General features: G+C 57.4%; 25 protein-coding genes. 10 read left to right on the top strand and 15 right to left on the bottom strand.

Going from position 1 to position 25,722, the window contains the following annotated elements; genetic code table 11:
* Nucleotides 1–110 precede the first annotated feature (110 nt).
* The 4 genes from ACXAET_RS07110 to ACXAET_RS07095 all read left to right on the top strand — a co-directional run bounded on the left by ACXAET_RS07110 (nt 111) and on the right by ACXAET_RS07095 (nt 3,944).
* Nucleotides 111–1,907 carry a PHA/PHB synthase family protein gene (locus ACXAET_RS07110; protein WP_475183220.1) on the top strand — a complete coding sequence of 599 codons (1,797 nt, stop codon included), beginning with the start codon at nt 111–113 and terminating at the stop codon, nt 1,905–1,907.
* A gap of 129 nt (nt 1,908–2,036) precedes the next feature.
* Nucleotides 2,037–2,483 (top strand): phasin family protein, encoded by a 447-nt coding sequence (locus ACXAET_RS07105; protein WP_475183217.1) that lies wholly within the window; start codon nt 2,037–2,039, stop codon nt 2,481–2,483.
* A 136-nt stretch (nt 2,484–2,619) separates the two neighbouring features.
* Nucleotides 2,620–3,171 (top strand): polyhydroxyalkanoate synthesis repressor PhaR, encoded by a 552-nt coding sequence (gene phaR / locus ACXAET_RS07100; protein ID WP_068332171.1) that lies wholly within the window; start codon nt 2,620–2,622, stop codon nt 3,169–3,171.
* 11 nt (nt 3,172–3,182) lie between these two features.
* Nucleotides 3,183–3,944, top strand: a complete 762-nt coding sequence (locus ACXAET_RS07095) for a trypsin-like serine peptidase (protein WP_475183215.1) — start codon at nt 3,183–3,185, stop codon at nt 3,942–3,944.
* A 3-nt stretch (nt 3,945–3,947) separates the two neighbouring features.
* Here the strand turns inward: ACXAET_RS07095 and ACXAET_RS07090 are convergent, their stop codons facing one another.
* The 7 genes from ACXAET_RS07090 to ACXAET_RS07060 form a co-directional block, all read right to left on the bottom strand.
* Entirely contained in the window at nt 3,948–5,162 is a 1,215-nt protein-coding gene (locus tag ACXAET_RS07090; RefSeq protein WP_475183210.1) for a DegT/DnrJ/EryC1/StrS family aminotransferase, read from the bottom strand.
* Nucleotides 5,163–5,275: 113 nt separating this feature from the next.
* Nucleotides 5,276–6,580 (bottom strand): NAD(P)/FAD-dependent oxidoreductase, encoded by a 1,305-nt coding sequence (locus ACXAET_RS07085; protein WP_475183207.1) that lies wholly within the window; start codon nt 6,578–6,580, stop codon nt 5,276–5,278.
* Nucleotides 6,581–6,588: 8 nt separating this feature from the next.
* Nucleotides 6,589–7,947, bottom strand: coding sequence for a glutamine synthetase family protein (locus ACXAET_RS07080; protein ID WP_224889359.1), 1,359 nt, complete (start codon nt 7,945–7,947; stop codon nt 6,589–6,591).
* Nucleotides 7,947–8,627, bottom strand: coding sequence for a type 1 glutamine amidotransferase (locus ACXAET_RS07075; RefSeq protein WP_475183205.1), 681 nt, complete (start codon nt 8,625–8,627; stop codon nt 7,947–7,949). Before ACXAET_RS07075 ends, ACXAET_RS07080 begins: the two co-directional genes overlap by 1 nt.
* Nucleotides 8,628–8,697: 70 nt before the next feature.
* Nucleotides 8,698–10,017: a glutamine synthetase family protein gene (locus ACXAET_RS07070; protein WP_475183202.1), complete on the bottom strand. Its 1,320-nt coding sequence runs from the start codon at nt 10,015–10,017 to the stop codon at nt 8,698–8,700.
* A gap of 138 nt (nt 10,018–10,155) precedes the next feature.
* Nucleotides 10,156–12,342, bottom strand: a complete 2,187-nt coding sequence (locus tag ACXAET_RS07065; protein ID WP_475183199.1) for a xanthine dehydrogenase family protein molybdopterin-binding subunit — start codon at nt 12,340–12,342, stop codon at nt 10,156–10,158.
* A 3-nt stretch (nt 12,343–12,345) separates the two neighbouring features.
* On the bottom strand, nt 12,346–12,810 hold the full coding sequence (locus tag ACXAET_RS07060) for a (2Fe-2S)-binding protein (RefSeq protein WP_475183196.1): 465 nt from the start codon (nt 12,808–12,810) through the stop codon (nt 12,346–12,348).
* A 139-nt stretch (nt 12,811–12,949) separates the two neighbouring features.
* Between ACXAET_RS07060 and ACXAET_RS07055 the strand changes: the two genes are divergently transcribed.
* Nucleotides 12,950–13,558, top strand: coding sequence for a TetR/AcrR family transcriptional regulator (locus ACXAET_RS07055; RefSeq protein WP_068332149.1), 609 nt, complete (start codon nt 12,950–12,952; stop codon nt 13,556–13,558).
* 95 nt (nt 13,559–13,653) lie between these two features.
* Here ACXAET_RS07055 and ACXAET_RS07050 read toward each other — a convergent pair whose 3' ends face one another.
* The 5 genes from ACXAET_RS07050 to ugpB are packed head-to-tail and all read right to left on the bottom strand — an operon-like array spanning nt 13,654 to nt 18,757.
* Nucleotides 13,654–14,595 (bottom strand): glycerophosphodiester phosphodiesterase family protein, encoded by a 942-nt coding sequence (locus tag ACXAET_RS07050; RefSeq protein WP_475183193.1) that lies wholly within the window; start codon nt 14,593–14,595, stop codon nt 13,654–13,656.
* Nucleotides 14,595–15,650, bottom strand: coding sequence for a sn-glycerol-3-phosphate import ATP-binding protein UgpC (locus ACXAET_RS07045; protein WP_475183186.1), 1,056 nt, complete (start codon nt 15,648–15,650; stop codon nt 14,595–14,597). Before ACXAET_RS07045 ends, ACXAET_RS07050 begins: the two co-directional genes overlap by 1 nt.
* A 3-nt stretch (nt 15,651–15,653) precedes the next feature.
* Nucleotides 15,654–16,490: a sn-glycerol-3-phosphate ABC transporter permease UgpE gene (gene ugpE / locus ACXAET_RS07040; RefSeq protein ID WP_475187149.1), complete on the bottom strand. Its 837-nt coding sequence runs from the start codon at nt 16,488–16,490 to the stop codon at nt 15,654–15,656.
* Nucleotides 16,491–16,510: 20 nt separating this feature from the next.
* Nucleotides 16,511–17,392: a sn-glycerol-3-phosphate ABC transporter permease UgpA gene (ugpA, locus tag ACXAET_RS07035; RefSeq protein WP_475183183.1), complete on the bottom strand. Its 882-nt coding sequence runs from the start codon at nt 17,390–17,392 to the stop codon at nt 16,511–16,513.
* A 57-nt stretch (nt 17,393–17,449) separates the two neighbouring features.
* On the bottom strand, nt 17,450–18,757 hold the full coding sequence (ugpB, locus tag ACXAET_RS07030) for a sn-glycerol-3-phosphate ABC transporter substrate-binding protein UgpB (protein ID WP_475183180.1): 1,308 nt from the start codon (nt 18,755–18,757) through the stop codon (nt 17,450–17,452).
* 172 nt (nt 18,758–18,929) lie between these two features.
* On the opposite strand from ugpB, the gene ACXAET_RS07025 reads away from it, so the two are divergent.
* From ACXAET_RS07025 to ACXAET_RS07005, 5 genes are all read left to right on the top strand, one after another.
* On the top strand, nt 18,930–19,844 hold the full coding sequence (locus tag ACXAET_RS07025) for a LysR substrate-binding domain-containing protein (protein ID WP_475183179.1): 915 nt from the start codon (nt 18,930–18,932) through the stop codon (nt 19,842–19,844).
* A gap of 153 nt (nt 19,845–19,997) precedes the next feature.
* Complete coding sequence (dusA, locus tag ACXAET_RS07020) at nt 19,998–21,035, top strand: tRNA dihydrouridine(20/20a) synthase DusA (RefSeq protein WP_475183176.1); 1,038 nt, start codon at nt 19,998–20,000, stop codon at nt 21,033–21,035.
* A 39-nt stretch (nt 21,036–21,074) separates the two neighbouring features.
* The gene (locus ACXAET_RS07015; protein ID WP_475183173.1) at nt 21,075–21,899 is read left to right on the top strand and encodes a sulfite exporter TauE/SafE family protein; all 825 of its coding nucleotides are present in this window, start codon (nt 21,075–21,077) and stop codon (nt 21,897–21,899) included.
* Nucleotides 21,896–22,678: a hypothetical protein gene (locus ACXAET_RS07010; protein ID WP_475183171.1), complete on the top strand. Its 783-nt coding sequence runs from the start codon at nt 21,896–21,898 to the stop codon at nt 22,676–22,678. The genes ACXAET_RS07015 and ACXAET_RS07010 overlap by 4 nt, the downstream gene beginning before the upstream one ends.
* 35 nt (nt 22,679–22,713) lie before the next feature.
* Complete coding sequence (locus tag ACXAET_RS07005; protein ID WP_475183166.1) at nt 22,714–23,442, top strand: SpoIIAA family protein; 729 nt, start codon at nt 22,714–22,716, stop codon at nt 23,440–23,442.
* 238 nt (nt 23,443–23,680) lie between these two features.
* Here the strand turns inward: ACXAET_RS07005 and ACXAET_RS07000 are convergent, their stop codons facing one another.
* Genes ACXAET_RS07000 through ccmI form a run of 3 tightly spaced genes read right to left on the bottom strand, consistent with a single transcriptional unit; the run spans nt 23,681 to nt 25,612 of the window.
* Nucleotides 23,681–23,914, bottom strand: coding sequence for a DUF1289 domain-containing protein (locus ACXAET_RS07000; protein ID WP_475183161.1), 234 nt, complete (start codon nt 23,912–23,914; stop codon nt 23,681–23,683).
* 16 nt (nt 23,915–23,930) lie between these two features.
* Nucleotides 23,931–24,395 carry a Holliday junction resolvase RuvX gene (gene ruvX / locus ACXAET_RS06995; RefSeq protein WP_475183156.1) on the bottom strand — a complete coding sequence of 155 codons (465 nt, stop codon included), beginning with the start codon at nt 24,393–24,395 and terminating at the stop codon, nt 23,931–23,933.
* Complete coding sequence (gene ccmI, locus ACXAET_RS06990) at nt 24,392–25,612, bottom strand: c-type cytochrome biogenesis protein CcmI (RefSeq protein WP_475183154.1); 1,221 nt, start codon at nt 25,610–25,612, stop codon at nt 24,392–24,394. The genes ruvX and ccmI overlap by 4 nt, the downstream gene beginning before the upstream one ends.
* Between the last annotated feature and the right edge of the window lie 110 nt (nt 25,613–25,722).

The following is a 25,722-nucleotide window of genomic DNA, read 5'->3' as shown; positions in this document are numbered from 1 at the left end:
AAAGGGGCCTCCTGAATGTCAGCCTTAAAGTTCGGACCATTCACCGCTTTGCCCCCCGACACCCACGGCGTTATTCTGCACAGCAGCAAGGTTAGGGGGGAATTGTTAAAATGACAATAAGTGAAGACCAAATGTCAGAAGCAACTGAACAAAACATTGAACGACTTAAAGAAAATATGGAAAAGGTCGAACAGCTTTCCAAGCGGCTGATCGAAGTCATGGCGGTAAAACAGTCGCATACCCCGGCCTTGGACGCCCCGAATCAAGAGCTTTTTGCAAGAGCAGCAACGGCATATTGGTCCGAGGCATGGCATAATCCCGCCAAGTTGCTGGAACAACAAATTGAATATTGGGGCAAGTCGGTTTTGAACTTTGCCGAGGCGCAGCAAGCAATCGCAACCGGCGAGGTTGAAGAAACCCCTCTGGATGATAAGCGATTTTCCAATCCAATGTGGGAAACAAACCCCTATTTCCGCCTGATCCGCCAACAATACCAGACCAATTCGGCCGCCATCGCGCAGGCGGTGGCGTCGGTTGAGGATCTCGATGCCAAGGACAAACGGCGTCTGCAGTATTTCTCGCAGCAGATTATCGACATGATGGCGCCGACGAATTTTCTTGCGACCAATCCGGATGCGCTGGAAAAGGCGGTCGAGACAGAAGGGCAGTCGCTCATTCAGGGGCTGGAGAACCTTGTTGCGGACCTTGAGGCCAATGATGGCGAATTGGTGGTTAAGCTTGCCGATGAGAGCGCTTTCGAGGTCGGTGGAAACTTGGCGACCACACCGGGCGACGTGATCTATCGCAACAGGATGATGGAGTTGATCCAGTACAAGCCCGCGACCGAGACCGTACATGAAACGCCGGTTGTGCTGTTCCCGCCCTGGATCAACAAGTTCTACATACTCGACCTCAAGGCACAGAACAGCATGATCAAATGGATCACCGAACAGGGCTATACCCTGTTTGTGGTCAGTTGGGTCAACCCGGATGAAAGCTATGCAGATACGGGGATGGAGGATTACGTTCAGGACGGGTTCCTGACTGCGATCGATGTTGCCAAGAAGATTTGCAAGGTCAAACAGGTTAACGCCATCGCGTACTGTATCGCGGGTACGACGCTGAGTCTGACTCTGTCGTTGCTTAAACAACGCGGCGACAAGTCGATCAAATCGGCAACCCTATTTACCGCGCTCACGGACTTTTCGGATCAGGGTGAGTTCACGCCCTTCCTGCAGAATGATTTCATCGACGGCGTCGAGGAAGAAGTTACCAAGAAAGGCGTATTGCGATCCTGGATTATGGGGCGCACAATGTCATTTCTGCGGTCGCGCGATCTGGTCTACGGACCAGCCATCCGCAGCTATATGATGGGTGAGGTACCCCCGGCTTTTGATCTGCTGTTCTGGAATGGGGACGGGGCCAACCTTCCGGCCAAGATGACAGTGCAATATCTGCGTGGCCTCTGCCAGCGCAATGAATTCGCAGAAGACGGGTTCGAGCTTTTGGGCCATAAGCTGCATGTTCGCGACGTCGATGTGCCGCTTATGGCAATCACGTGCGAGACCGACCACATCGCGGCGTGGAAAGACTGCTACCGCGGGGTGCAGATGATGGGGTCGCGATCCAAGACGTTTGTTGTCTCGGAATCCGGTCACATCGCAGGGATCGTGAACCCGCCTAGCAAAAAGAAATATGGCCATTACACGAACCCCGATCAGAAGGCAGACGCTGACACCTGGATGAAAGAGGCGGACTTCCACGAAGGCTCCTGGTGGCCGATGTGGGAAGCCTGGCTCAAGAAGCGTTCAGGCAAGCAGATACCTGCCCGCGATACTGGTGATTCGGATCATCCCCGATTGGCGCCGGCACCCGGCACATACGTTGTGGCTAATCCAAACATTTGATTTCATTCTGAAACTAAAAAATTCTGCAGTGCAGCAAAAAATACTTGAATTGCTGCGATGCAGCATTCATATTGTCCTCAAGCTGATGAAAACCGGGGTGGGCCCGGTTCGGCAATAAGGATTAGGACAATGGCAAAGACTCAAGACTTCACCGCCACTCTGAAAGACATGATGGGCGCATTCCCTGTTGACACCGCCGCGCTGGAAGGTGCGTTCAAATCGACAGCGTCGCTGAACGAAAAACTGTCGGGCGTTGCTTTGGAAGCAGCTGAAAAGTCGGCTGAGATTTCGAGCAAATGGACCAAAGACACTCTGGCCAAACTGACCGAAATGTCAAAAGCAAAGTCAGAGCCTGCTGACTACGCCAAAGCTGCAACCGACTTCGCAAGCGCGTCGGCCGAAGTTGCTGCTGAAAACATGGCTGCTTTCGCTGAGGTCGCCAAGAAACTGCAAACCGAAACCATTGAGCTGCTGATGGCTGCTGGCAAAGAAGCTGCTGAAGACGCAACCGCTGTCGTCAAAAAAGCAACCAACGACGTGACAGCTGCTGCCAAGAAAGCTGCAACTGCCAAGTAAGAATAAGGCCGCGAAGCGCACCCGTTCCTCCCATCTGGTGCAATCGCGTTGGGCAGGTCCACTGACCTGCCCTTTCTTTTTGTTCTGCGCTCGCATAACCTCTGCTGCAACGCATCATCCTTGGGGAGGGTAAACGGTGTCAGAACAAGAAAAACCGCTGTTGATCAAGCGCTATGCCAGCCGCCGGCTGTATAATACTGAGACCAGCGACTACGTCACGCTCGAAGATATTGCGGCGTTCATCCGCGACGGTCGTGAGGTACAGATCATTGATCTGAAAACCGGGGATGATCTGACCCGGCAGTATTTACTTCAAATCATTGCTGAGCATGAAAGCCGGGGCGAAAACGTTCTTCCAGTCAATGTTCTGAATGACCTCGTCCGCAGCTACATGATCCCCGGTGGGGGGATGATGCCGCAGTTTCTGCAAAGCTCGTTCGAGATGTTGCGTGAAAGCCAAAGCAAGATGATGGAAAACATGAACGCGATGAACCCGATGTCACAGATGCCGGGGTTCGAAGCCATGAAGGCGCAGCAACAGGCGTTTTTGAAGGCGATGACCGGCGGTCTTTCAGGCGCCTGGTCAGGACCGGACAAAGAAGGTGACGCGCCCGAGTCCAAAGAAGATCTCGACGACATAAAGAAGCAATTGGCTGAGTTGCAGCAAAAACTCTCGAAATTGAACTGACCTGTGGAGTGATGCGCTGGCTGTTCCTGAGTGCCGCTGTACTTTGGACCCAGCCCGCGCTGTCACAGGGCGTATTCTCGGAAAACTGGTCCTCGATATGTACGTTGGGTACAAAGTCGGCTGACGGGTGCGACGCCATTCGCGCACGCGAGATTCTGGATGCAGACACGGCGCCTTGGTATGCGATTGGGCGGATAAATTTTGCCAGTCGGGATCAGCGGTCCCATTGCACAGGTGTTCTGGTGGCGGACCGGCTGGTTCTGACCGCGGCTCATTGCCTGTACAATGCGCAACGCAAGCGATGGATTCCACCGGCTAGCATTCGGTTTGCAGCCGGTTATCAGCGCGGGAAAGCTGTTGCTGTCTCGGCAGTTCAGGGCTACCGGACGCATCCTGAACAGGGTGTAGAAGGTGCTTTCGAAAGCCTTGCGGAATTGGACTGGGCCATTCTTGAACTCAGCGAGCCGCTTGGGAAAGTCGTTGGGTTTCTGCCGCTTGCGGAGCCGGATGGTGCGACCACGTTCGTGGCTGGCTATCCCGGGTTGCGGCCCCATGTCCTGAGCCGAACAGATGCCTGTCACGCTCAAACCGTGGCCAAAGGGGTTCTGTTGGCCGTCTGCCCCGTGATGATGGGCGACTCGGGTGCACCGCTATTGGCGGATACGCCAAACGGTCCTCAGGTTGTGGCAATTCTGTCTTCAGTCGCGGCAACCCCAGACGGGGTTACGGCGCTGTTCTTATCCGTCGATGGTTTTGGTCTAAACGCTGAATAGGCGTCACGTGCCGTAGGCGGGAACCGGGCCAGTTACCTCACCCACCGAGGCCAGCAGGATATCGGCGATCACGTCCAGTTCGGCCCGCGTCAACCGCACAGGCAGTCTGACATCACACGCCCTCATCAACATGTCGCGCGTTTTCGGCAAGTCGAACTTTTCAGGCAGGAATTGCCAGTTCCAATACGCACGCGCGTTGTCTTCGCTGAGCCCGAAGACCTGAACCTTTACACCACGCGCTTCCGACGCGGCGGCAAAAGCGCGGATTTCACCTTCGTCCATTCCAACCAGATTAAACTGGATCGAATCCGGTGCGCGACGTTCGGGGGCCAGCGGGGCAGGGACGTCGATATGGGGCGACGTGTTCAGGCGCTCAGCCACATAGTCGTGGTTGCTGAGACCATCGCGCACGCGCCGCGCCAGTTCCGGTAATTGCGGGCGGATCACGGCGGCGCTCAGGTTGTTCATCCGCAGGTTATACAGCGGCACTTGGTTCTGCCAGCGGGCAAAGGCTTGCTCTAACTCGGGCGAGTTGTCGCCGCGCGGGCCTTTGTGTTTCTTCCAGTTATGCTCATAAGCGCCCGACATGATCACGGCGCGGGCTACAAGGTCTGCGTCGTCGGTGATCAGAATGCCACCTTCGCCAGCGTTGATCATCTTGTAAGACTGGAACGAGAAACAGCCGACCTTGCCAATGGTGCCAATATTCTGCCCATGCCAGGTGGTTCCCAGCGAATGCGCCGCATCCTCGATCACCGGGATATCGCGCGCGTTACACAGGGCCATGATCGCGTCCATGTCCGAAGTGTGACCACGCATATGGCTGATGATGACCGCCTGCACATTGTCCAGCTTGGCGGCGAAATCGGCCATGTCGATACGATAGTTTTCGCCCACTTCACACAGCACCGGGATACAGTCTGCATGAATGACCGAGGACGGCACGGCAGCAAACGTAAAGCCTGGGATCAGAACACGGGCGTCGCGCGGCAGGCCAAGTGCCTTTAGCGATAGGAACAAAGCGGCAGAGCAGGACGAAACCGCCAGAGCGTATTTCGTGCCCAGAAGTTCTGCGAACTCCGCTTCGAGCAAGGCCACCGGCGCATCCTGTGGCGCGGTATAGCGAAACAGGTCACCTGACTGCATCAGGGCGTCAATGGCTTCTCTTGCGGCTGCGGGGATGGGTTCGGCATCATGAACGTTTGGAGGAAGCGTCATATTTGGTTTTCCCGAATTCTATCTTTGGGAAAGATAAAGCTATTCCTGAGACAAAGAAACCCCTCAATCGCCATGTGGGCGAATTTTCACCAATCTGTCGTACTTCATCGAAGCTAAAGGCCGAGGCGATCCCGCAGGGCAAACCACGTCATCGCCAGCACCAGAAGCGGGCTACGCAGCGCGGGGCCGCCGGGAAACGGAAGGGCGGGTACGCACGATAGTGTATAAAAGCCTTCGGCCTGCCCCTGAATGGCATGTGCCATCAGTTGACCAGCATGAGTGGCTGTACCGACCCCGTGGCCGGAATAGCCCGAAGCGGAAAGGATATTTGGCCCGACCCGCGCCAAATAGGGCATACGCCGCATGGTGATAGCCAGCGTTCCGCCCCAGGCATAATCGATCTTCACGTCGCGCAGATGCGGAAAGATCTCAACCATCGGTTTACGGACTTTGGCCGCGATGTCGTTGGGGAAACGGTAGCCATAGCTTTCGCCGCCCCCAAACAGAAGGCGGCCATCGGCGCTGAGCCGGAAGTAATTTACAACGAATTTGGTATCGGCCACCGCGATGTCTCGGGTCAGAATACGCGCCGCATCCTTTCCCAAGGGTTCAGTCGCCGCGATGAAATTGTTTATCGGCATGACCCGCGCAGCCACCTTGCGGTTCAGATCGCCAAGATACCCGTTGCAGGCCAGAATAACGTGATCTGCGCTGATCGTACCATTTGCGGTACGCACTTTTGCAGGTTGACCTTCCTCAATAGCGGTGACCTCTGTGCTTTCAAAGATGGACACCCCAGCCTTTGCCGCAGCTTGCGCCAGCCCCAAGCAATAGTTCAACGGATGCAGATGCGCGGCGCCCATGTCCAGATAACCGCCCCGATAGGTTGGTGAGGGGCAAAGCCCGTGCCCGGAGACTTCGTCAAGCAACTCGATCTGGTCATAGCCATACCTATCCGACAAATGGGCGGCGTGTTCGTGCAACTCATTCTGCTCAGAGGTTGACAGGCCCAACACTGCGACGCCGGGCTTCAGGTCGCAGTTGATCTGATGCTTCGCGATCAGCGATTTAACCAGATCTTTTGCATCCTCGGCCAAATCCCACAGCTTGGCGGCATCCTCATCGCCGACCAGCCGCTCCAGATCCTCCTGATCCATCCGTTGGGCGCTTCCCAATTGGCCGCCGTTGCGACCCGAGGCGCCAAAGCCTACGCGGTGGGCCTCAAGCAATACGACGTTGGACCCCGCCTCTGCCAGGTGCAGCGCAGCGGACAGGCCGGTATAGCCACCACCGACAACACAGACATCGGCTTTGGCATCGCCGGATAAGACGGGAAACCGATCTATCGGATTTGCAGTTGCAGCGTACCAACTGGCCGGATACTCGGCCTTGCGGTCGTTGGAATAGAGCAGGTTCATTGCGTGCCTCAGACGTTCAGCAGCAGATGCTCACGCTCCCACGGAGAGATCACCTGCAGGAACTCCTCATACTCGGCCCGTTTCACGATGCCGTAGACGCGGGCGAACTCGGGGCCAAGAACCTGGTGCAGTGCGGTTGCTTCGTCGAACAGATCCAGCGCGTTGCCCATTACCTGCGGGATGTCGCCTTCTCCTTCGTAGGCATCGCCATAGAACTGACGGCGGGGGCGTTCCTGACGGGTCAGCCCCAGATAGCCGCAGGCCAGCGACAACGCGATCCCCAGATAGGGGTTGCAATCCATCCCAGCGATGCGGTTTTCCACGCGCCGCGCCTCGGGGCCGGACAGAGGTACGCGGATACCGGTGGTGCGATTGTCGCGCGCCCATTCAAGATTGATCGGTGCGGCGTGGTCTTTCACATAGCGTCGGTAGGAATTCACATAGGGCGCCATGACGGCCAGTCCTGCGGGCAGATGGTTTTGCAACCCCGCGATGAAGTTGTAGAACGCGTCAGTCTCGCCCCCTTGCGGGCCGGAGAAGATATTCTGCCCCGTCTCAATATCGGTAATCGAGTGGTGGATGTGCATGGCAGAGCCGGGTTCATCCGCGATTGGTTTTGCCATGAAGGTGGCAAAGCAATTGTGACGCAACGCGGCCTCGCGGATCAGACGTTTGAAATAAAAGACCTCATCAGCCAGTTTGACGGGATCACCGTGGCGCAGATTAATTTCCAACTGCCCGGCACCGCCTTCTTGCGTGATGCCGTCGATCTCGAACCCCTGGTGTTCGGCAAAGTCATAGATGTCGTCGATGACCGGGCCGAACTCATCTACGGCTGTCATCGAATACGCCTGCCGCGCCGCTGCCGGACGCCCCGAGCGGCCCATCATCGGCTTTATGCCCTGCGCCGGATCGACGTTAGGCGCGACCAGAAAGAACTCCATCTCAGGCGCAACAATCGGCTTCCAGCCCTTGTCGCGGTACAGCTGCACCACCCGCTTCAGCACGTTACGGGGGCTGAAGGGGATAGGCTCTCCGTCCCGGTCATAGGCGTCGTGGATCACCTGAAGCGTCCAGTCGCCAGTCCAGGGGGCGGCTGATGCGGTCGAGAAATCGGGTTTCAGGATCATGTCGCGTTCGATGAACCCATCCTCGCCCGCGGCTTCGCCCCAGTCACCGGTAATGGTCTGGTAGAAGATGCTGTCAGGCAGATGGAAATAATCCTGGCGGGCGAATTTGGATGCCGGAACAGCCTTGCCGCGCGCAATACCCGGCAGGTCGGCGATGATGCACTCGACCTCATCCAGACGCTGACCTTCGATATAGGTGCGTGCAGCTTGCGGCAGTTGATCTTTCCAGTCGGCCATCAGGCCCTCTCTTTCTTCAAAAACTCCGCCATGAGTTGCCCGATCTTCGGGTTGTCGTTTGCGGCAGGCAAGCGATTTGCGGCGGCATGCATCAGATTATCGGGAACAACGCCCTTGCCGCGCGTGTCCATCAGGCCCTGAATGAACCCGTCGCCATATTCGGGATGCGCCTGAACAGTCCAAATATTGTCGCCATAGGCCACCATGGCGTTTTCACAGAACGCGTTCGAGCCCAGAACACGCGCGCCTTTGGGAAGAGCGACCACCTGATCCTGATGCCACGCGTTTAGCGTCACAGTCTGACCGTCATAGTCGTAGTCAGTGCGCCCGACGGCCCAGCCGCCCTTGAACTTCTCGACCTTGCCGCCCAAGGCCTGCGCAATGATCTGGTGGCCAAAGCAGACACCGATCAAAGGACGGCCGCTTTTCTGTATGTCGCGGATCAGAGTTTCCAGCGGTGGAATCCAGGGGTGATCCTCGTATGCGCCGTGGCGCGAGCCGGTGATGATCCAACCGTCGGCCTGAAATTCATCTTTGGGGAACTGGCCGTCTACGACAGCAAAGGTTTCGTAAGTAAAGCCATTGCCATCCAGAAGGTCGCGAAACATCGCGTCATATTCGCTGAACTCGTTTTGCAACGCGTCAGGGCGGTGGCCGGTCAGAAGGATGCCGATTTTCATGAGTGTATCGCGGGTCGCCAAATTTGATCAAATTTACTGTAGCCCACCCAATTCAAGCGAGCAAGAGGGGTCACACCGCCTCAAGATAGCTGAGCCAGTGGTCTTCGGGCGGGCGGTCGCCAAAGCGTCGGATTTCCTGCCGCTTTGTCATGGCTAAAAAACGGATCAGATCGGCCGAGAAGATGCGCGCAACCTGTGGATCGGTTTCAAACGCTGCAATGGCGTCCGCCCAGTCTGTTGCCAATTGCGGCAGGCCGTCGATCTCATACGCATTGCCCGAGATAGGGGCAGGGGGGTCGACCTCGTCCTCAATCCCGTTCAACGCGGCACCAAGAACGGCGGCCAGCATCAGGTAAGGGTTGGTATCGCCACCCGCGACGCGGTGTTCGACCCGACGCGCGGCCGGGGCACCTCCGGGAATGCGCACGGCGGCGGTTCGGTTTTCATAAGCCCAACTGGCGCCGGTGGGCGCATGTGCACCGGGCACGAGACGGGTGTAAGAGTTTCCGTGGGGTGCAAATATCAGCGTGCTGCCCGGCATTGCCGCCAAGCACCCCGCAACAGCCCAGCGTAGCAAATCGGTGCCTTTGGGGCCGCCATTGTCGAAAACATTTCGGCCCTTGCCGTCCACGACCGAGAAATGCACATGCATCCCGTTTCCTGCGTCTTCGGCGTAAGGCTTGGACATGAACGTGGCAGTGAACCCATGTTTGCGTGCCAGACCACGCGTCAATGCCTTGAAAAGCCATGTATCATCGGCGCACCGCATGGCATCTTGGTGATTCAGGTTGATTTCGAACTGGCCAATGCCGCTTTCGGAGATGGCGGTTTGGGCGGGAATGCCCATTTCGGCACACCCGTCATAAAGGTCCGTAAAGAAGGAATCGAAGGCATCCATTTCCGCCATGGACAGCACAGCTTCGTCCGTCAACCGACGCCCGGTCACCGGGTTGACCGGAGGTTGGGGCTGCGGGCCAGAGGCGTCCAGCAGCGTAAACTCCAGCTCGGTTGCGGCGACAACGGACCAATCGCGCTGTGCATAGCGTTGCAGCACCGCGGCTAAGGCGTGCCGGGGATCTCCGGCGAAAGGCGCACCGGAATCATCATGCAGGCACATTGGTACCAGAGCTGTGTCCACGGCTAGCCAGGGCATCGGTACCGGTCCGCGATCTGTTGGCAGCAGCATTCCATCTGCATCGCCGGATTCGAAGACCAGCGGGCTGCCTGCAATATCCGCGCCCCAAAGGTCGACATTGAGCGCGGAAAAAGGCATCCGGACTGCCCCTTTAGATAGTTTGTCCGAATATGACGGCGGCACGCGCTTGCCGCGCATTTGACCATTCAAATCGCAGGCAGCAACGCGAAAACTGTGCAGAGTGGCCAAGTCCATCGGGGTCTCCATCCATCGTCTTGTCCGAGATGTAATCGAGACCGCGTGTCTTGTCACTAAATTTGATCAAATTATCAATGCAGCGACTCAACGGCGAAAAATGCTCTGCGCCCAAAGGCAGGGCGCAGAGCGCGGATTTTATACGAAGGTTACGCCGTTTTCATCCATGGGCAGCACCGCGACATGCATACCTGACATGGCTTTGATTGCATTCGCAAGCGCCGGAGCGGAAGGGGGCGTGCCGGGCTCACCCACGCCGGTGGGCGCTTCGGCCGAGGGTACGATATGTACGTCGATCGCGGCGATATCGCCGATCCGCAACGGCTCATAGTCCGGAAAGTTAAACTGGTCTACGGCTCCGCTTGTCAGCGTGATCTGATCACGCATGACGTGGCCAATTCCGTAACCGATACCGCCTTCCATCTGCGCGCGCACGATGTCCGGGTTCACCGCGATACCGCAATCGACGGCACAGGTAACCTTTTCGATCTTGATGCCGCTTTCCGGATCACCCGAAATCTCAACGACTTCAGCTGCATAGGACCCAAAGGATTTATGCACGGCAATACCCAGAGACCGCCCTTCCGAGACGTTGCCCCAACCGGCCTTTTCAGCCGCCAGTCTCAGCACGGCGGCCTTCCGCGCCTGATCCGGGTTGTCAGAGTCCGACAGGTGCGCCAAACGGAATTCAACCGGATCACGGCCTGCGGCCTTGGCCACCACGTCCATCATGGTCTCCATCGTGTAGGCCGTGTGGGTGTGCCCGACGGACCGCCACCACAGAACCGTTGTTGCCTTGGGTGTATCGGTCAGTCCGACAGCCATGCCGGGAATGGCATAAGGGCTGTCGGCAACGCCTTCGACCGAGCTGTGGTCAACGCCGTCATGCACTAGAACCGCCTCGAACGGGGTGCCTTTGATGACGGACTGACCCGCTATCTGATGTTGCCAACCCACGATGTTGCCATCGGCGTCCAGACCCACCCGGACCTTGTGGCCGAAGGCAGGGCGGTAGTAGCCGCTGCGGATGTCATCCTCGCGTGTCCAGACCAGCTTTACCGGGCGCGAGCGGTCGGTGACGGCAAATGCCAATGCAGCCTCGACCTGGTAATCCGCATCTGGTGTTGCGCGCCGCCCGAACGATCCGCCCGCCAGCATCGTTTTGATCTGAATCTTCTCGGGCGGAAGCTCGAAGATTTGCTGATAAGCCATATGTGGGCCGGTCGGCATTTGCGCGCCGTCATGCAACACGATGGTGCCATCAGCCGTTTGTTCGATGGTGCAGTTCAACGGCTCCATCGGCGCGTGTGCGAGCAGCGGGAAGTAAAAGGTCTTTTCGATCACCGTGTCCGCCCCGTCGATGGCTGCTGACACGGCTGCAACATCCGCCTTGTTCACATTGTAGGTCGGCTCAGCATCCAGTGCGGCCATGATCTCGGCCTTGATCTCATCCGAGTTACGGGTCTCGGCGTCGGACATGTCCCAGTCGACCTCAAGCGCGTCACGCGCTTGAATTGCGGCCCAAGTGTCTTCGGCAAAAACGGCCACGCCCGCCTTGTTCGGCAAAACGGCTGCACTGATATAGCCCTTGACCTCTTTCGAGGCGCTGTCGTCAAAACTGTTGGCAATCCCGCCACGCGATTCAGGGCGTTTTATCATCGCAACCATCTGGTTGGGCAAATGCAGGTCCATCCCATAGATGGCCTGGCCGTTCCCCTTGATGGCCGAGTCCTTGCGACGCACGGAGTCGTTGCCTATCAGGCGGAATTCGGACGGATCTTTCAAACGCGGTTCTGCAGGTGCGTCCAGCTGAGCGGCTGCGGCAACAAATTCCGCTATTGGTGCGGACTTGTCTCCGGCTTTGACGATGCCTTCTTCGATAGAAATTCCAGAGGCGTCAATGCCCCAGCTTTGGGCGGCTGCATTGATCAGCATTTCGCGCGCGGCGGCACCCGCCTGACGGTATTGCAGCCAAGAGTTTGCCATCGCGGTCGATCCGCCGGTGCCCTGGAAGGGGCCAAAAAACAGGTTGTTATAGACATTAGGATCAGAGGGCGCGAAGTCGTACTCAATCTGGTCCATGCGAAGGCCGATTTCCTCGGCGATCAGCGTCGGCAGACCGGTTGCCGGGCCTTGGCCTTTTTCAAAGTGTTTGACGATGGCAGTCACTGTGCCATCCGCGTCGATCTTGACAAAAGGGTTGAACTGAGTGGCCTCGGACGAGGCAGCCGCCAGCGCACCATCAGGGCGTGCGCCAACCAGCAGCACGGCACCGGCAGCAGCGGCACCCTTCAGAAACCCACGGCGAGAGGTGTTGATGGTCATGGATCAGGCCTCCAGTATTTCGGACGCGCGCTGGATACCGGCGCGAATGCGTTGATAAGTGGCGCAGCGGCAGGCGTTGCCGTACATATAGCTGTCGATTTCTTCGACCGAAGGCTTGGGGTTTTCGGATAGCAGCCCGACTGCGGACATCACCTGACCGGACTGGCAGTAGCCGCACTGAACTACGTCCAACTCGACCCAGGCCTGTTGAACCGCTGCGCCGATCTTGTCCTGACCAACGGCTTCGATTGTGGTGATTTCTGCGTCTTCAACGTCTTCAATATAGGTCTGGCATGAGCGGACAGGCTCGCCGTTCAGATGCACGGTACACGCGCCGCACGAGGCGACGCCGCAGCCGAATTTCGTTCCTGTCAGCTTCAATTCATCCCGGATAACCCATAGCAGGGGTGTGCCGGGTTCGGCGTCAACCGTGTGGGTCTCGCCATTTAATTTTAATGTCAATGCCATGAGAGGACTCTCCGTGTTGGGCTGGCTACCTGAATCGGTAAACTGGCGCGTTTACTAGTGACACAAAAAGCCATCACTGTAAACTCATACGTTTACTTGGTGTTTGACCATCATTCGTCAATAGGTCTATAGCTTTGACATGACGGTGTGCAGTGCTCCGAACGCGTCCAAATACGCGCAGATCATTGAAGCAGCCGTGGCCGAGTTCCAGGATAAGGGCTTTGCTGCGGCCAGTATGGATCGCATTTCGGCACGGGCAGAGGTGTCCAAAAGAACGCTCTATAAGTATTTTGAAAGCAAGGAAAACCTGTTTCAGTCCATCGTGGTCGAGCTGTCCAGCCGCTTTGCCGAAGTGGTCGAAATACGGTATGAAAAAGGCCGTGATATCCGTGAACAACTGACCGCGCTTGCCTGGGCCGAAGGACGTATCCTGATGATGCCGGAAGTGATCGCGATGGCCCGAATGGTGATAAGCGAAACTTTGCGCAGTCCGGCCTTAGCCGCCGAAGCGCAAAGCAAGCTGGACAAGACCGCGGCGTTCATCGGCATGCTACGGGACGCGGCGGAGGATGGCCAGCTACGGATCGACGACCCGGAACAAGCGGGGCACGAGTTTATTGGCCTCATCAAGGCGCGCGCCTTCTGGCCACTTTTGTTCACTGGCGCGGTTTTGAGCGAGGCCGAGATGGCGGAGACCATAGAAAGCAGCGTTGAAATGATGATCAGCCGCTATGGCGTTCAAAAGTAGAATTAGCCCTCTTGCGGCCTATGCGAGCCAAGATCCTCCGCGGTGGCACGGTTACGTTAACATCCGCGAGTTCAATTCTGAAAAACCTGCACTGGCTATGCAGTCTGCCAATCCATACCTAAATCCGACAGATGCCGTTGTACCCGCCCCGGATAATCGGTCACGATTGCATCCACGCGCAGATCAATCATCCTGCTGATATCTTCCGGCTCGTTTACCGTCCAAACCACGACGCACAGCCCAAGGTCCTTGGCAAGCGCCACGCTTTCAGCTGTCACATCCGCAAAGTAAGGGCACCAAAACGCCCCCCCTGCGTCTTTAACCAAATGAGGGATGTCATCACGACGACCGCGAAAATCTGGACAAATGGTTTTCGATGAATCTTCGCCCGGATCATCAGTGTTTTCCGGAAGCTGCGTCAGATAAGACGCTGGCAGATCCGGAGCCTGTCGCTGGCATTCCGCCAGCAGATTCCAATCGAAACTATGCATAATCGTACGCGACGATAAGCCAGTGCCCCGAACATCGCGGAGTATACGCCCGACAAAGCTTTCTCTGTACGATGTGTCATGAGCCAAGTCAGGGTCCGACTTGAGTTCCAGCATCAGATAGGCATTGCCGTGTTTGGGTACGTTGATGAGATCGAGCAGGTCTAGAAGTTTTGGAACCCGCACCCCGTCCAACTGGGCCTGATCCGGAAAACGCTGACCATAGGCTGTCTTGCCATCCAATCGGCCAATATCGAACTTGCGGATTTGCTCGAACGTCAGAGAGGAGACTTTGGGCTCTTCTCCGATAAGGAACTGGCCGTCAGCATCGCGGAATGTCGGGGCGTGGAGGTGGTGATTATGCGTGATGACCGGCACGTTGTCCGCCGTTAGGACCACATCAAACTCAAGCAGGGGAACGCCAATCGACAGTGTAAAGTCGAACCCGATCATGCTGTTTTCGGGCAAAACGCCGCGCGCGCCGCGATGGCCCACGACACGGATCAGGTTTTCACCGCCGCGAAATGCCTCGACCTGCGGGAACGCCATCAGCTTTCCAGCCTTTTTCCGGATGTGGCATCGAACAGATGCATATGTTCTGGCGCGACCGTGAAGCGCAGTGTTGAATGATGGCCCTCGACCAGATGCACGCCTGGAAGGCTAATCGTGATCGCGCCTTTTGTTCCGGTCAGGTGGCCATGAAACAGGGTGTTTGCCCCCAAGGGTTCGGCCATTTGAACCGCGACCTCAAGCGGACCGTTTTCATCCAGCAATAGATGCTCCGGCCGTATCCCCAGTTTTAACGCAGTATCGGGACCCTGAGAGGGGCCGACCGCGATATCGCCAATCCTGATCACACCATGCGTACGATGCGCATCAAACACATTCATCGCCGGACTACCGATGAATTGCGCAGCAAACAGAGTTTGCGGGGTCTCATAAACCTCAAGTGGCGTGCCGATTTGTTCGGCAATACCGCCGTTCATCACGATCATCCTGTCGGCCATTGTCATGGCCTCGACCTGATCGTGCGTCACGTATAGCGAGGTGATCCCCAGCTTTTCCTGCAGCTCTCGGATTTCAAGACGCATCTGTACACGCAGTTTGGCGTCCAGGTTTGAAAGCGGTTCATCAAACAGAAAAACAGCCGGTTCGCGGACAATCGCCCGGCCCATCGCAACCCGCTGGCGTTGGCCACCGGAAAGCTGTCTGGGCTTGCGGTCCAGCAAAGGTTCCAGTTGCAACAGTTTTGCGGCCTCGGTCACCTTTTGATCAATCTCAGCCTTGGGCAACCCGGCGATCTTCAGGCCGTAGCCCATGTTTTGGCGCACGGACATATGCGGGTAGAGCGCATAGTTCTGAAACACCATCGCGATGTCACGGTCCATTGGCTCTTTGTCATTGGCCCGTTCCGCCCCGATCCGGATTTCGCCGGATGATACGGTTTCGAGACCAGCCACCATCCGCAGAAGCGTGGATTTTCCGCAGCCCGAGGGGCCAACGATCACGATGAACTCGCCATCTGACACATCAATGTCGATGCCATGAATAACATCCGTCGGGCCGAAGCTTTTCTTGACATTCTCTAGGGTTACTGTCGCCATTTCTTACTTCTCGCTATCGACAAGGCCGCGGACAAAGAGCTTTTGCATCGACACCACTACGATCACCGGGGGGATCATCGCCAGGATCGATGTGGCCATGATGACCGGCCATTCCGCCACATCGTCGCCAGAGGGGAACATTTGTTTGATGCCCATCACGATGGTGTTCATTTCAGGATCGGTCGTGATCAGCAGCGGCCAAAGATATTGGTTCCATCCATAAATAAACAGGATCACGAACAGAGCCGCGATATTGGTCCGGCTCATGGGTACCACGATATCAATGAAGAATCGCATCGGGCGGGCACCGTCCACCCGGGCAGCCTCGGCCAGCTCATCCGGGATTGTCAGAAAAAACTGGCGGAACAGGAAGGTTGCCGTGGCCGAGGCGATCAGGGGAAAGATCAGCCCGTAATAGCTGTTGAGCATGCCGAACCCCGCCACAACCTCAAATGTTGGGACGATCCGCACTTCGACCGGCAGCATGAGGGTCAGGAAGATCAGCCAGAAAAACGTGTTTCGCCCCGGAAAGCGGAAATAGACGATCGCAAACGCTGACAGCAGTGAGATGATGATCTTGCCCACTGCGATCCCAATGGCCATCACCAGGCTGTTGAACAGCATCGTCGCAACAGGGACATTCACGCCAGAAAACAGCGCGGCCTTGTAGTTTTCCCAGAACTGATCACCCGGCAGCAGCGGCATAGGCGGTGAGACGATTTCTGGCTGCGTTACGGTTGACGCCACAAACGCCAGCCAGATTGGGAAGAAGATGATCAGAACGCCAAGGATCATCAGGGCATGGGTCAGCCAGATTCCCATACCGCGCTTTTCGACCATTCCGTGTTGTTGGGCGGCCATCAGTAATGCACCCTCTTTTCCACGTATTTGAATTGGATGACGGTCAGCAGGCCGACTACGACCAGCAAGATAACCGACTGCGCCGAAGATGACCCAAGATCCTGCCCCACAAATCCATCCGAGAAGACCTTGTAGACCAGAATGGTCGTCGACTGTTGTGGCCCACCACCTGTGATCGTGTGGATCACACCGAAGGTTTCAAAGAAGGCATAGACGACATTCACCACCAGCAGGAAAAACGCCGTGGGGGACAGCAGCGGCAGCACAATGGTGAAGAACCGGCGCCAGAAATGCGCACCGTCAATTGCGGCGGCCTCGATCACCGATCTCGGGACGGACTGGAGGGCGGCGAAGAAAAACAGGAAGTTATAACTGATACGCCCCCAGGCCGAGGCGACAACTACAAGGCCCATGGCTTCGGTCCCGTTCAGAACGTGGTTCCAGTCATAGCCGAGTTGACCAAGATACCATGACACGACGCCGACGCGCGTGTTGAACATGAACAGCCACAGCACGCCAGCAACCGCAGGGGCGACGGCGTAGGGCCAGATAAGCAGCGTACGGTATACGCCCGACCCTTTGACCAGGCGATCCGCAATGACCGCCAGAAACAAGGCGGGGATCATCGAGCACAAGGTGACCAGCGTTGAAAAAATCGCAGTCGTCACGAAGGATGCGCGGTAGAACTTATCGCTCAGCAGGAACTCAAAGTTGCCCAGACCGACGAATTGGGACGATAGCCCAAACGGGTCAGGGATGAACAAGGACTGCCAAACAGCCTGTCCTGCGGGATAGAAGAAGAAAACAGCGGAAATGATGACCTGAGGGGCGATCAGCGCCAATGGCAAAAGCCAGCCGCGAAAGGTGACGCGTTTTTCCATCCTGATGTCCCACTAAGAAATGCGGGCTCCGAAGAGCCCGCACCGAATTGCGTTGTGTTAATTGGCGGATTCGAACCGGCGCAGCAGCGCGTCACCGCGTTCTTTTGCGCTGTCCATTGCTTCCTGAGCGGTCTTTTCACCGGACCAGATGGCCTCAAGCTCTTCGTCGATGATGCCGCGGATCTGGTCGAACGACCCCAGACGCAGACCTTTCGAATTTGCCGTCGGCTCTTTTGCGGTCATCTGGATCACGGCGATATCGGTGCCGGGGTTTTCGTCATAAAAACCCGCGGCTCGCGTGGCTTCACCAGCTTCGGCTGTAATCGGAAGGTAACCGGTGTTCTGGTGCCATGCCGCCTGAACATCCGACGATGACAGGAAGCTGAGGAATTCACCAACGCCCTTGTACTCGTCAGCTTCGTGGCCTTCCATCACCCATAGTGAGGCACCACCGATAATGGTGTTCTGCGGCTCACTCACGACTGCTTCCCAGTATGGCAATGGACGCACGTCAAACGCAAACTCAGCTTCCGAGCTGATACCGGCATACCCGGCCGAGCTTTCGGTGAACAGCGCGCATTCCCCGGCCCGGAAGTTTGCGCCACCTTCATTTCTGCGACCGGTGTAGATGAACTTCCCATCCTTGGCCCAATCGCCCATCGCCGTCAGATGCGCGACCTGAACCGGACCGTTGAGCATCAGCTCGGTATCCAGACCCGCAAAACCGTTGTCCTGCGATGCAAAGGGAACATCGTGGTACGCTGACAGGTTCTCAAGATGGATCCAGCTTTGCCATGCAGTGACCAGCGGGCATTCCTCACCTCCGGCCTTGAGCTGATCAAGAACCTCGCCGACTTTTTCCCAGGTGGAAAGATCGGTGTCAGGATCGACGCCCGCAGCCTCCATCGCGTCGCGGTTGACCCAAAGCACCGGGGTCGAAGAGTTGAAGGGCAGGGACAACATGTCGCCATCGGTGGTGGTGTAGTAGCCTTTGACAGCGCCGATATAGGCATCGGGGTCAAACGACGCACCGCTTTCCGCCATCACCTCATAGACCGGCTTGATCGCGCCTTCGGCTGACATCATCGTTGCGGTGCCAACCTCAAAAACCATCAGGATGTGCGGCTGCTCACCCGCGCGGAACGCGGCAATGCCTGCATTCAGTGTTTCCGAGTAATTGCCCTTGTGGCTTTCGACCACGACGAACTCATCCTGGCTGGCGTTGAATTCTTCAACCTGAGCTTTCACAAGTTCACCCAGGCGGCCGGTGAAGGCATGCCAGAACTGAACTTCGGTTTGCGCCATTGCCGCCACTGGGGACAAGGCAGTTGTTACGGCAAGAGCGCCAAGCAGATTCTTTTTCATGATTCCTCCCATGCATCGGGTGTGATGCTTCGTTGAATACCGACCGCAACGCGTAAACGGCACACATGACGATTTTACGACGTTAACGTTACAGAAATATAATTCAAGCCCATTCTACTGGATAAAAAAATAACATAATGTTATGTCGTCAAGTGGCAGATTTGGATTGGGGATGAGTCAAATTCTTAGAATTCGTCAGTTAGAGGCTTTGATGGCCGTAACCACCAATGGCTCGGTCACGGCGGCGGCGGCTGATCTGGGGGTCAGTCAGCCCGCGGTTAGCCGATTGCTGTCAGACCTCGAAAAATCGCTTGGTTTTCAGCTGTTTGATCGGCGCGAGGGCCGATTGGTACCAACCCAAGAGGTACGGTATTTGCAGCCCAGCGTCGAACGTGTGCTGGAATTGATGGGCCAGATTTCAGATGTCAGCCAGGACATTACGCGACGAAAGGCGGGGCATATCCGTGTTGCCTGTTTGCCCGGGTTTGCCACCAGCCACCTGCCGGGGGTCGTCGCCAGATTTCTGAAAGACCGGCCAGCCGTCACCATGACGATTGAACCAGACAGGCCAGAGCGCATTCTGGAATGGATGATTGGTGAGCAATATGACTTTGGAATCACCGATGGGTTCAATGGTCATCCAGCCGTTGAAAACCGAGATATAGACGTGCGAACCGTCTGCGTGTTCCCATCACATCATGAGCTGGAAAACCTGTCGGAAGTCACGCCGGCGGACCTTGCAGATCAGAACATTATCCACACCCGGCGCGACAGCGAATTTTTCGGACGTATTTCAAAGGCGTTCCAGGCCGCCAATGTCGCTCTGAACTCTCATATCGAAGTCAGACAGTTCACTGCGGCCTGTGAGCTGGCGATTCAGGGCGTTGGTGTTTCCATCGTAAGTGAATTGGACGCCATCCAGTACAAGGGGCGGGGGTTAAGCTATCGACCATTCAAGCCGGTGTTGACCCATACTCTTTCGTTGGTGCGACCAGTGCTAAAGCAGCCATCCCTGGTTACGCTGGAATTCATCGAGTATTTCAGCGACAGCCTTGAGCCGTTTAGGACTGAGTCACGAAACCAATGAAACAGGGTCAGTCCGACCACAGAGCGCCGCATGACTGAAGGCGGGTTTTCCACGCTGACAGCACCCGTTCGTGAGTTGCGGAACTTGACCTAGTACAGTATCCCGTCCGCGACGCTGCCCAAACAATTTTTGAACCTATACCGGTAACCAGCCATGCCCACACCGTCAGACACTGAACCACGTGGGTATTCGACCGAAAACCTCACTGTCCTCAAGTCTGCGCGCCTATCCGTCGCCCCGATGATGGATTGGACTGATCGGCACTGCCGGTATCTGCATCGGCTGCTCAGCCGGCAGACGTTGCTATACACCGAAATGGTGACTGCGCCTGCACTTGTTCGCGGTGGTGCGATGCACCTGTTGGACTACAGCCCGCAAGAACACCCTGTCGCCTTGCAGTTGGGCGGATCGGACCCTCAGGAACTGGCGCAGGCGGCTCGGCTTGGGGCCGATGCTGGCTATGATGAGGTCAACTTGAACTGCGGCTGCCCCTCGGATCGGGTGCAATCTGGCACGTTCGGGGCGGTGTTAATGAAAAATCCCGCCCGGGTCGCGGAATGTGTCGCTGCAATGCGTGAGGCGGTGGATGTCGACGTCACCGTCAAATGCCGCATTGGCGTGGATGAGCAAAACCCGGATGAGGTTCTGCCCGCATTTCTGGAACAGATCCGCGCTTCAGGTTGCGAACGGGTGACGATTCATGCCCGCAAGGCTTGGCTGCAAGGTCTCAGCCCGAAAGAGAACCGGGACATTCCGCCTTTGGACTACGATCTGGTGCATCGGATGAAGACGGCGTTTCCCGATCTGCATATCTCGATCAACGGTGGGATTACGTCCTTGGAACAGGCGCGTACGCATCTTGAGGCCGGGCTGGACGGTGTCATGATCGGTCGCGCCGCGTATCACCAGCCAACCGATATTCTGGCCGCGGCCGATCCTGTGATCTTCGGAGACGGTCAGGCGACGGACCCGATTGAAGTTGTTCAAAAAATGGTGCCCTATGTCGAAGCACACCTTGCCGCGGGCGGCCGTTTGCATCAGATCACCCGTCATATGTTGGGCCTGTTCGCCGGGCGTCCCGGTGCGCGGGCGTGGCGCCGGGCCTTGTCCGAGGGTGCCGTGCATCAGGGCGCAGGGCCCGAGGTGATGATGCAAGCGTTAGAGCACGTTGCGCCTTTGGCTGAGGTTTGAACGAACTAAGATACGGCCAAGGGCCGGTATGGGGGAAGAATGCCCGAGACGATGTTGCTGGCCCAGATGCTGGGCCTTTTGCTTGTAATCGGGGCGCTGGCGGGTGTGCTGGCCGGATTACTTGGGGTCGGCGGGGGTATCGTTCTGGTGCCGGCGTTCTTCTATGCCTTCCAAACGCTGGGCTACGGTGGTCCGCAATTGATGCAACTGTGTTTGGCGACGTCACTGGCGACGATCATTGTCACGTCGATCCGCTCGGTTTTGGCGCATAACAAGAAGGGCGCAGTGGATTGGGATATTCTGCGCGGCTGGGGGCTTGGGATCGCGATTGGTGCGATCATCGGTGTTTTGGTGGCATCGGCATTACGGACCGAGGCTTTGCAAGCTTTGTTCGGTGTGTTGGGGATGGTCATCGGTGCCTATCTCGGGCTGGGCAAGTCCGAGTGGCGTCTGGGCGATGCCATGCCCAAAGGTATCCGCCGCGCGGTTCTGTCGCCGATGGTGGGGTTTCTTTCGGTGCTGATGGGGATCGGGGGCGGCAGCTTTGGTGTGCCGCTCATGAGCCTGTTCAATACGCCCATTCATCGGGCAGTTGCCACAGCGGCAGGGTTCGGCGTGATCATCGCGGTGCCCTCGGTCTTGGGCTTTTTGTTTCTGGAAATCGCGCCGGAACATCGCCCACCCCTGACCATCGGCGCGGTCAATTTGGTCGCCTTTATGATTGTTGTGGCCATGACCACGATCACTGCGCCATGGGGGGTTAAGCTGGCCCATGCGATGGACCCCAAACCGCTAAAGCGAGTTTTTGCTGTGTTCCTGACGCTGGTCGCACTGAACATGTTGCGAAAGGCGTTGGGTCTATGAGTGATTTTGACGAAAAGGGCTGGGTCAAGTTTCCCTACGATCCGGTGCTGGCGGACTGGGTCGGGCATGCATTGCCCGCAGCGCGCAAGTCTGTCACCGACCCGGCACATGCTCAATGGCTCGACTGCGAGGGGACGTGGTTCATCGGTGTTGATGCGCTGGACAACGACTCGCAGGGCAGGGTGGGACATTCAGCACCGCTGTCCGGACAGGCCATGAGGTTCTTGACCGAGCAGTATGGCACCCTTCCATTGCACAAGGGTCAGGTCTCGGTCATCTATCCGGGTTATCCGCGCCCACGGCGCGGCGAAAGCGAAGGTGCCGGGCGGTATCGGTTAAAGCGCGATGCGGCTCATGTTGACGGGCTCAGGCCGATGGGGCCAGACCGTCGGCGGCGCGTCGATGAACCCCACGCCTGGATACTGGGCATTCCGTTGAATGACGCCAGCAAAGACGCAGCCCCCATGGTTTTGTGGGAGGGCAGCCATAAAATCCTGCGGGCCGCCTTTCAACGCGCGCTGGACGGACACGTGCGGGGCAGTTTGCATGAAGTTGATGTGACCGACATCTACCAAGCCGCGCGGCGCGAGGTGTTCGACACTTGCCCCCGCATAGAACTTCCCGCGAAACCGGGCGAGTCCTATGTGTTGCACCGCCATTGCCTGCACGGGGTGGCCCCGTGGGGTAGCAATGCCTCGGCTGGGGCAGAGGGACGAATGATCGCCTATTTCCGCCCGGAATGCGCCGGGGGAGTGGCCGAATGGATCGAAACCGCCTAACCTTCTGCCATTTTTAAGGTTTGGAGGTGTTTTCGATGATTACTGTTCACACAAGCTCTGACGGCGCGCTGATCGAAGTCGAACTGTCCGGAGAGGTCAGCAGCAACGATTACACCACGGTTCTGGTGCCCGCAATCGAGGCCGCTTTGGCTGAGCATGACACGGTACGTCTGCTGGCCGTGGTACAGCCGGAATTCAAGGGCTATGATTTTGGTGCAGCCTGGGCGGATACAAAACTTGGTCTCAGTCATTGGCGGGGGTTCGACCGTATCGCGGTCGCTGCCGATCAGAGCTGGGTGCAAACCAGCGTCCGCCTGGCTGCTCCGATCCTGCCATGCCCCGTTCAGGTTTTTGAACTGTCCGAACTGGAAGCAGCGCGCCGCTGGATGCGCGAGTCGCTGGGCGCGATCCACGTGATCGATCTGGGCGGCTCTTGTATTCAGGTCAGCCTGCTGGGGAAACTCGACCCCGAGGAATACACACGGGCTGAGCTGGACATGGACAACATCTTGCAAGGCAAGGCTGCGTTTCGTTTGTTGGTTGATCTGCGTGAGTTTGATGGCTGGCAGGGGCTCACGGCGCTCGCATCGCATTTTCAACTGGTCCGAAAGCATGTCGGCCTGCTGGATCGCGCGGCCATTGTCGGCGACAAGGCATGGCAGCGGATGGCACAAAGGGCAGCCAGCCACATCCTGGGAGCGCGAACGCAGTTTTTTGCATCCGAAGACTTCGAGAATGCCAAGTCTTGGCTGGCCGCAGGATGAAGGGGCGCATGACACTCACGCAAGGTTTACCGATCGGTGAGCTTTCCGATTATTGATCGGTGGGTCGAAAAAGTCTACGTCACTTGCATTCTTCCGATCTACCACTCGGCGGAATACACATCGAAAGCGCCGCTGTGGGCTGCCACTCACTCAGCACAAGTGTTACGAACTTTCCCCTCGAAGTTCAGACAAACCTGCAGCGGCGCCGGTCGGGACAACCTGCTATCCGCGATTCTGGCTATGACTGTTTCTGGCGCGCCGCGCGACCGCCACGGCGTTTGGCCAGACGAGGCTTGCGCGATGGCAGCTCTTCCATGATTTCAGCGCGTTCGGCGCTGTCCATCTTGGACCAGCGCGAGATTTCGTCCAAGGTGCGGTAGCAGCCTGTGCAGATCCGTTCGACCGGATGTACGACGCACAGTTGGACGCAAGGGCTTTCGACCTCGTTCCGTTTCCAAACCATGTTCGTCATCGACGTACTCCGCCCATTACAGAAAGCGCAGCCGATCCAGCGCTCCTTGCAGAATATAACCGGCAGCGACGTGGTCGATAACCTGTCCGCGACGTTTTCGTGTCGTATCCGCCTCAAGCAGTGCCTTTTCTGCCGCAACCGTGCTAAGCCGTTCGTCCCAGAAACCAATGGAAACTTCGGTCAGGCGCGACAGGTTACGGGCAAATGCGCGGGTGGACTGACACCTTGGACCTTCGGTGCCGTCCATGTTTTTTGGCAGGCCCAGAATGACGCCACCTATCTCGCGGTCGGCGATGATCTCAAGCAGGCGAGCGGAATCGAGGGTGAATTTCTTGCGCCGCACGGTTTCCAATGGGCTGGCCACGCCGCGCATCCGATCCGAGACGGCAACACCAATTGTCTTTTCGCCCAAATCCAACCCGATCAACGCTGTCATCGGCGGCAGTGCCGCTGCGAACTCTTCGAAGTCGTTGTAAATCATTGCGCGATTCCGGCCTGAAATGCGGCGGCGTCAATTATTTCGAGGGCGTCTGCATCGCCGGCAAAAACGTCCATGGCTTCGTTTTTGATATCGATGGCGCGCTGCCCTTCGCCCAGAACGCCCAACGCTGCGATCAACCGTGCCCAGTCTTGCGGCGGTCCGCCTTCGGTGGCTAGGCGATCGGAAAGCTGGTTGACCATTCCGAGGATCATTTCTTGCCTCTCCTCGGAACTGAGTTCGGCGGCGGCGTCGATGTCATCCTGACTGGGGCCGGATGCGACAGGAATATCCGGTGCGTTGAAGATGCCCGCACGGAAGGCCAGTTCGTCGAGCTGCTCGCGGATCGCGTCAGCCCACGGGGCATCGGCGGGCGCGTTGCGCAGCGCGTCAACCCAGATCCGATAACCGATGTCCGGGCGGCCCACCTGGACCATCATTTGTCCGAGGTAATATTGCGCCGGGCCATTGCGAGGATCGCGGCTGAGCGTCTGTCTCAGCGCCTCTTCCGCCTCGGGCGAGACATAGCCACCGGCGGATAGGATCATCATTTCTGCCATGTATGAATAGGCATCTGCAGGTGCCGCTTCGCCCGACAGTTCGATCACGCGTTGCTGGGCTTTGTAGGCCGCAGGGAAGTTTCCTGCGTTGGCCTCATGTTGGGCCAGAAGGATGTGGCCCTGCAGATCATCAGGACGTGCAGCCACGGTCTCGCGCAACTGGCTAAGTAGGTTTGCATAATTTTCATCCAACTGCGGCAGTTGCGCGGGCGGGGTTGCAGCCTCGGCTTCGGCCTGGCTGGGGCGCTCAGCCCGGAGGGTTTCAGCCTGTTCGACGCGCAGGGTCAGAGGCAGGTCCGGCCGTCCGGCGGCGCCAATCTGCTGATACATCACGATAGCCCCGCCCACCACGACAAGCGCAACTATGGAAAACGCAGCCAGGCTCGCCCAGCGTGGCGGCCCCGTTTCCTGGCTGGCAGTCTGCATCTGCGCATCAGCGGCCAGAATGCGACGAGAGATTTCTGTGCGCACCCGGTCAGCGTCGGCCTCGCTGATGACCCCTCTGGCCAAATCTTTGTCCACGCTTGCCAACTGTTCACGGTAGACACGCATGTCGTAGGCCGCAGCAGGCTCGCGCGATTTTCGGGCGCGCAGCAAAGAAAAGCCCAATACCGCCGCTATCAGCACCGCGCTAAAAATTGTTACGACCAGGAACGACATGGCTTCTCCGATATGGCTGCCCTGACTTAGACCTCCAGGCCCGCCGAAAAAAGGGACAAATGGCCGCGAGCCGTTCAGATTGCGCAATAATGGGCACCATGTCGCAATAG

The organism is Ruegeria sp. AWH4_226, from assembly GCF_056159225.1.
This window is presented reverse-complemented; position numbering and strand designations above follow the sequence as displayed.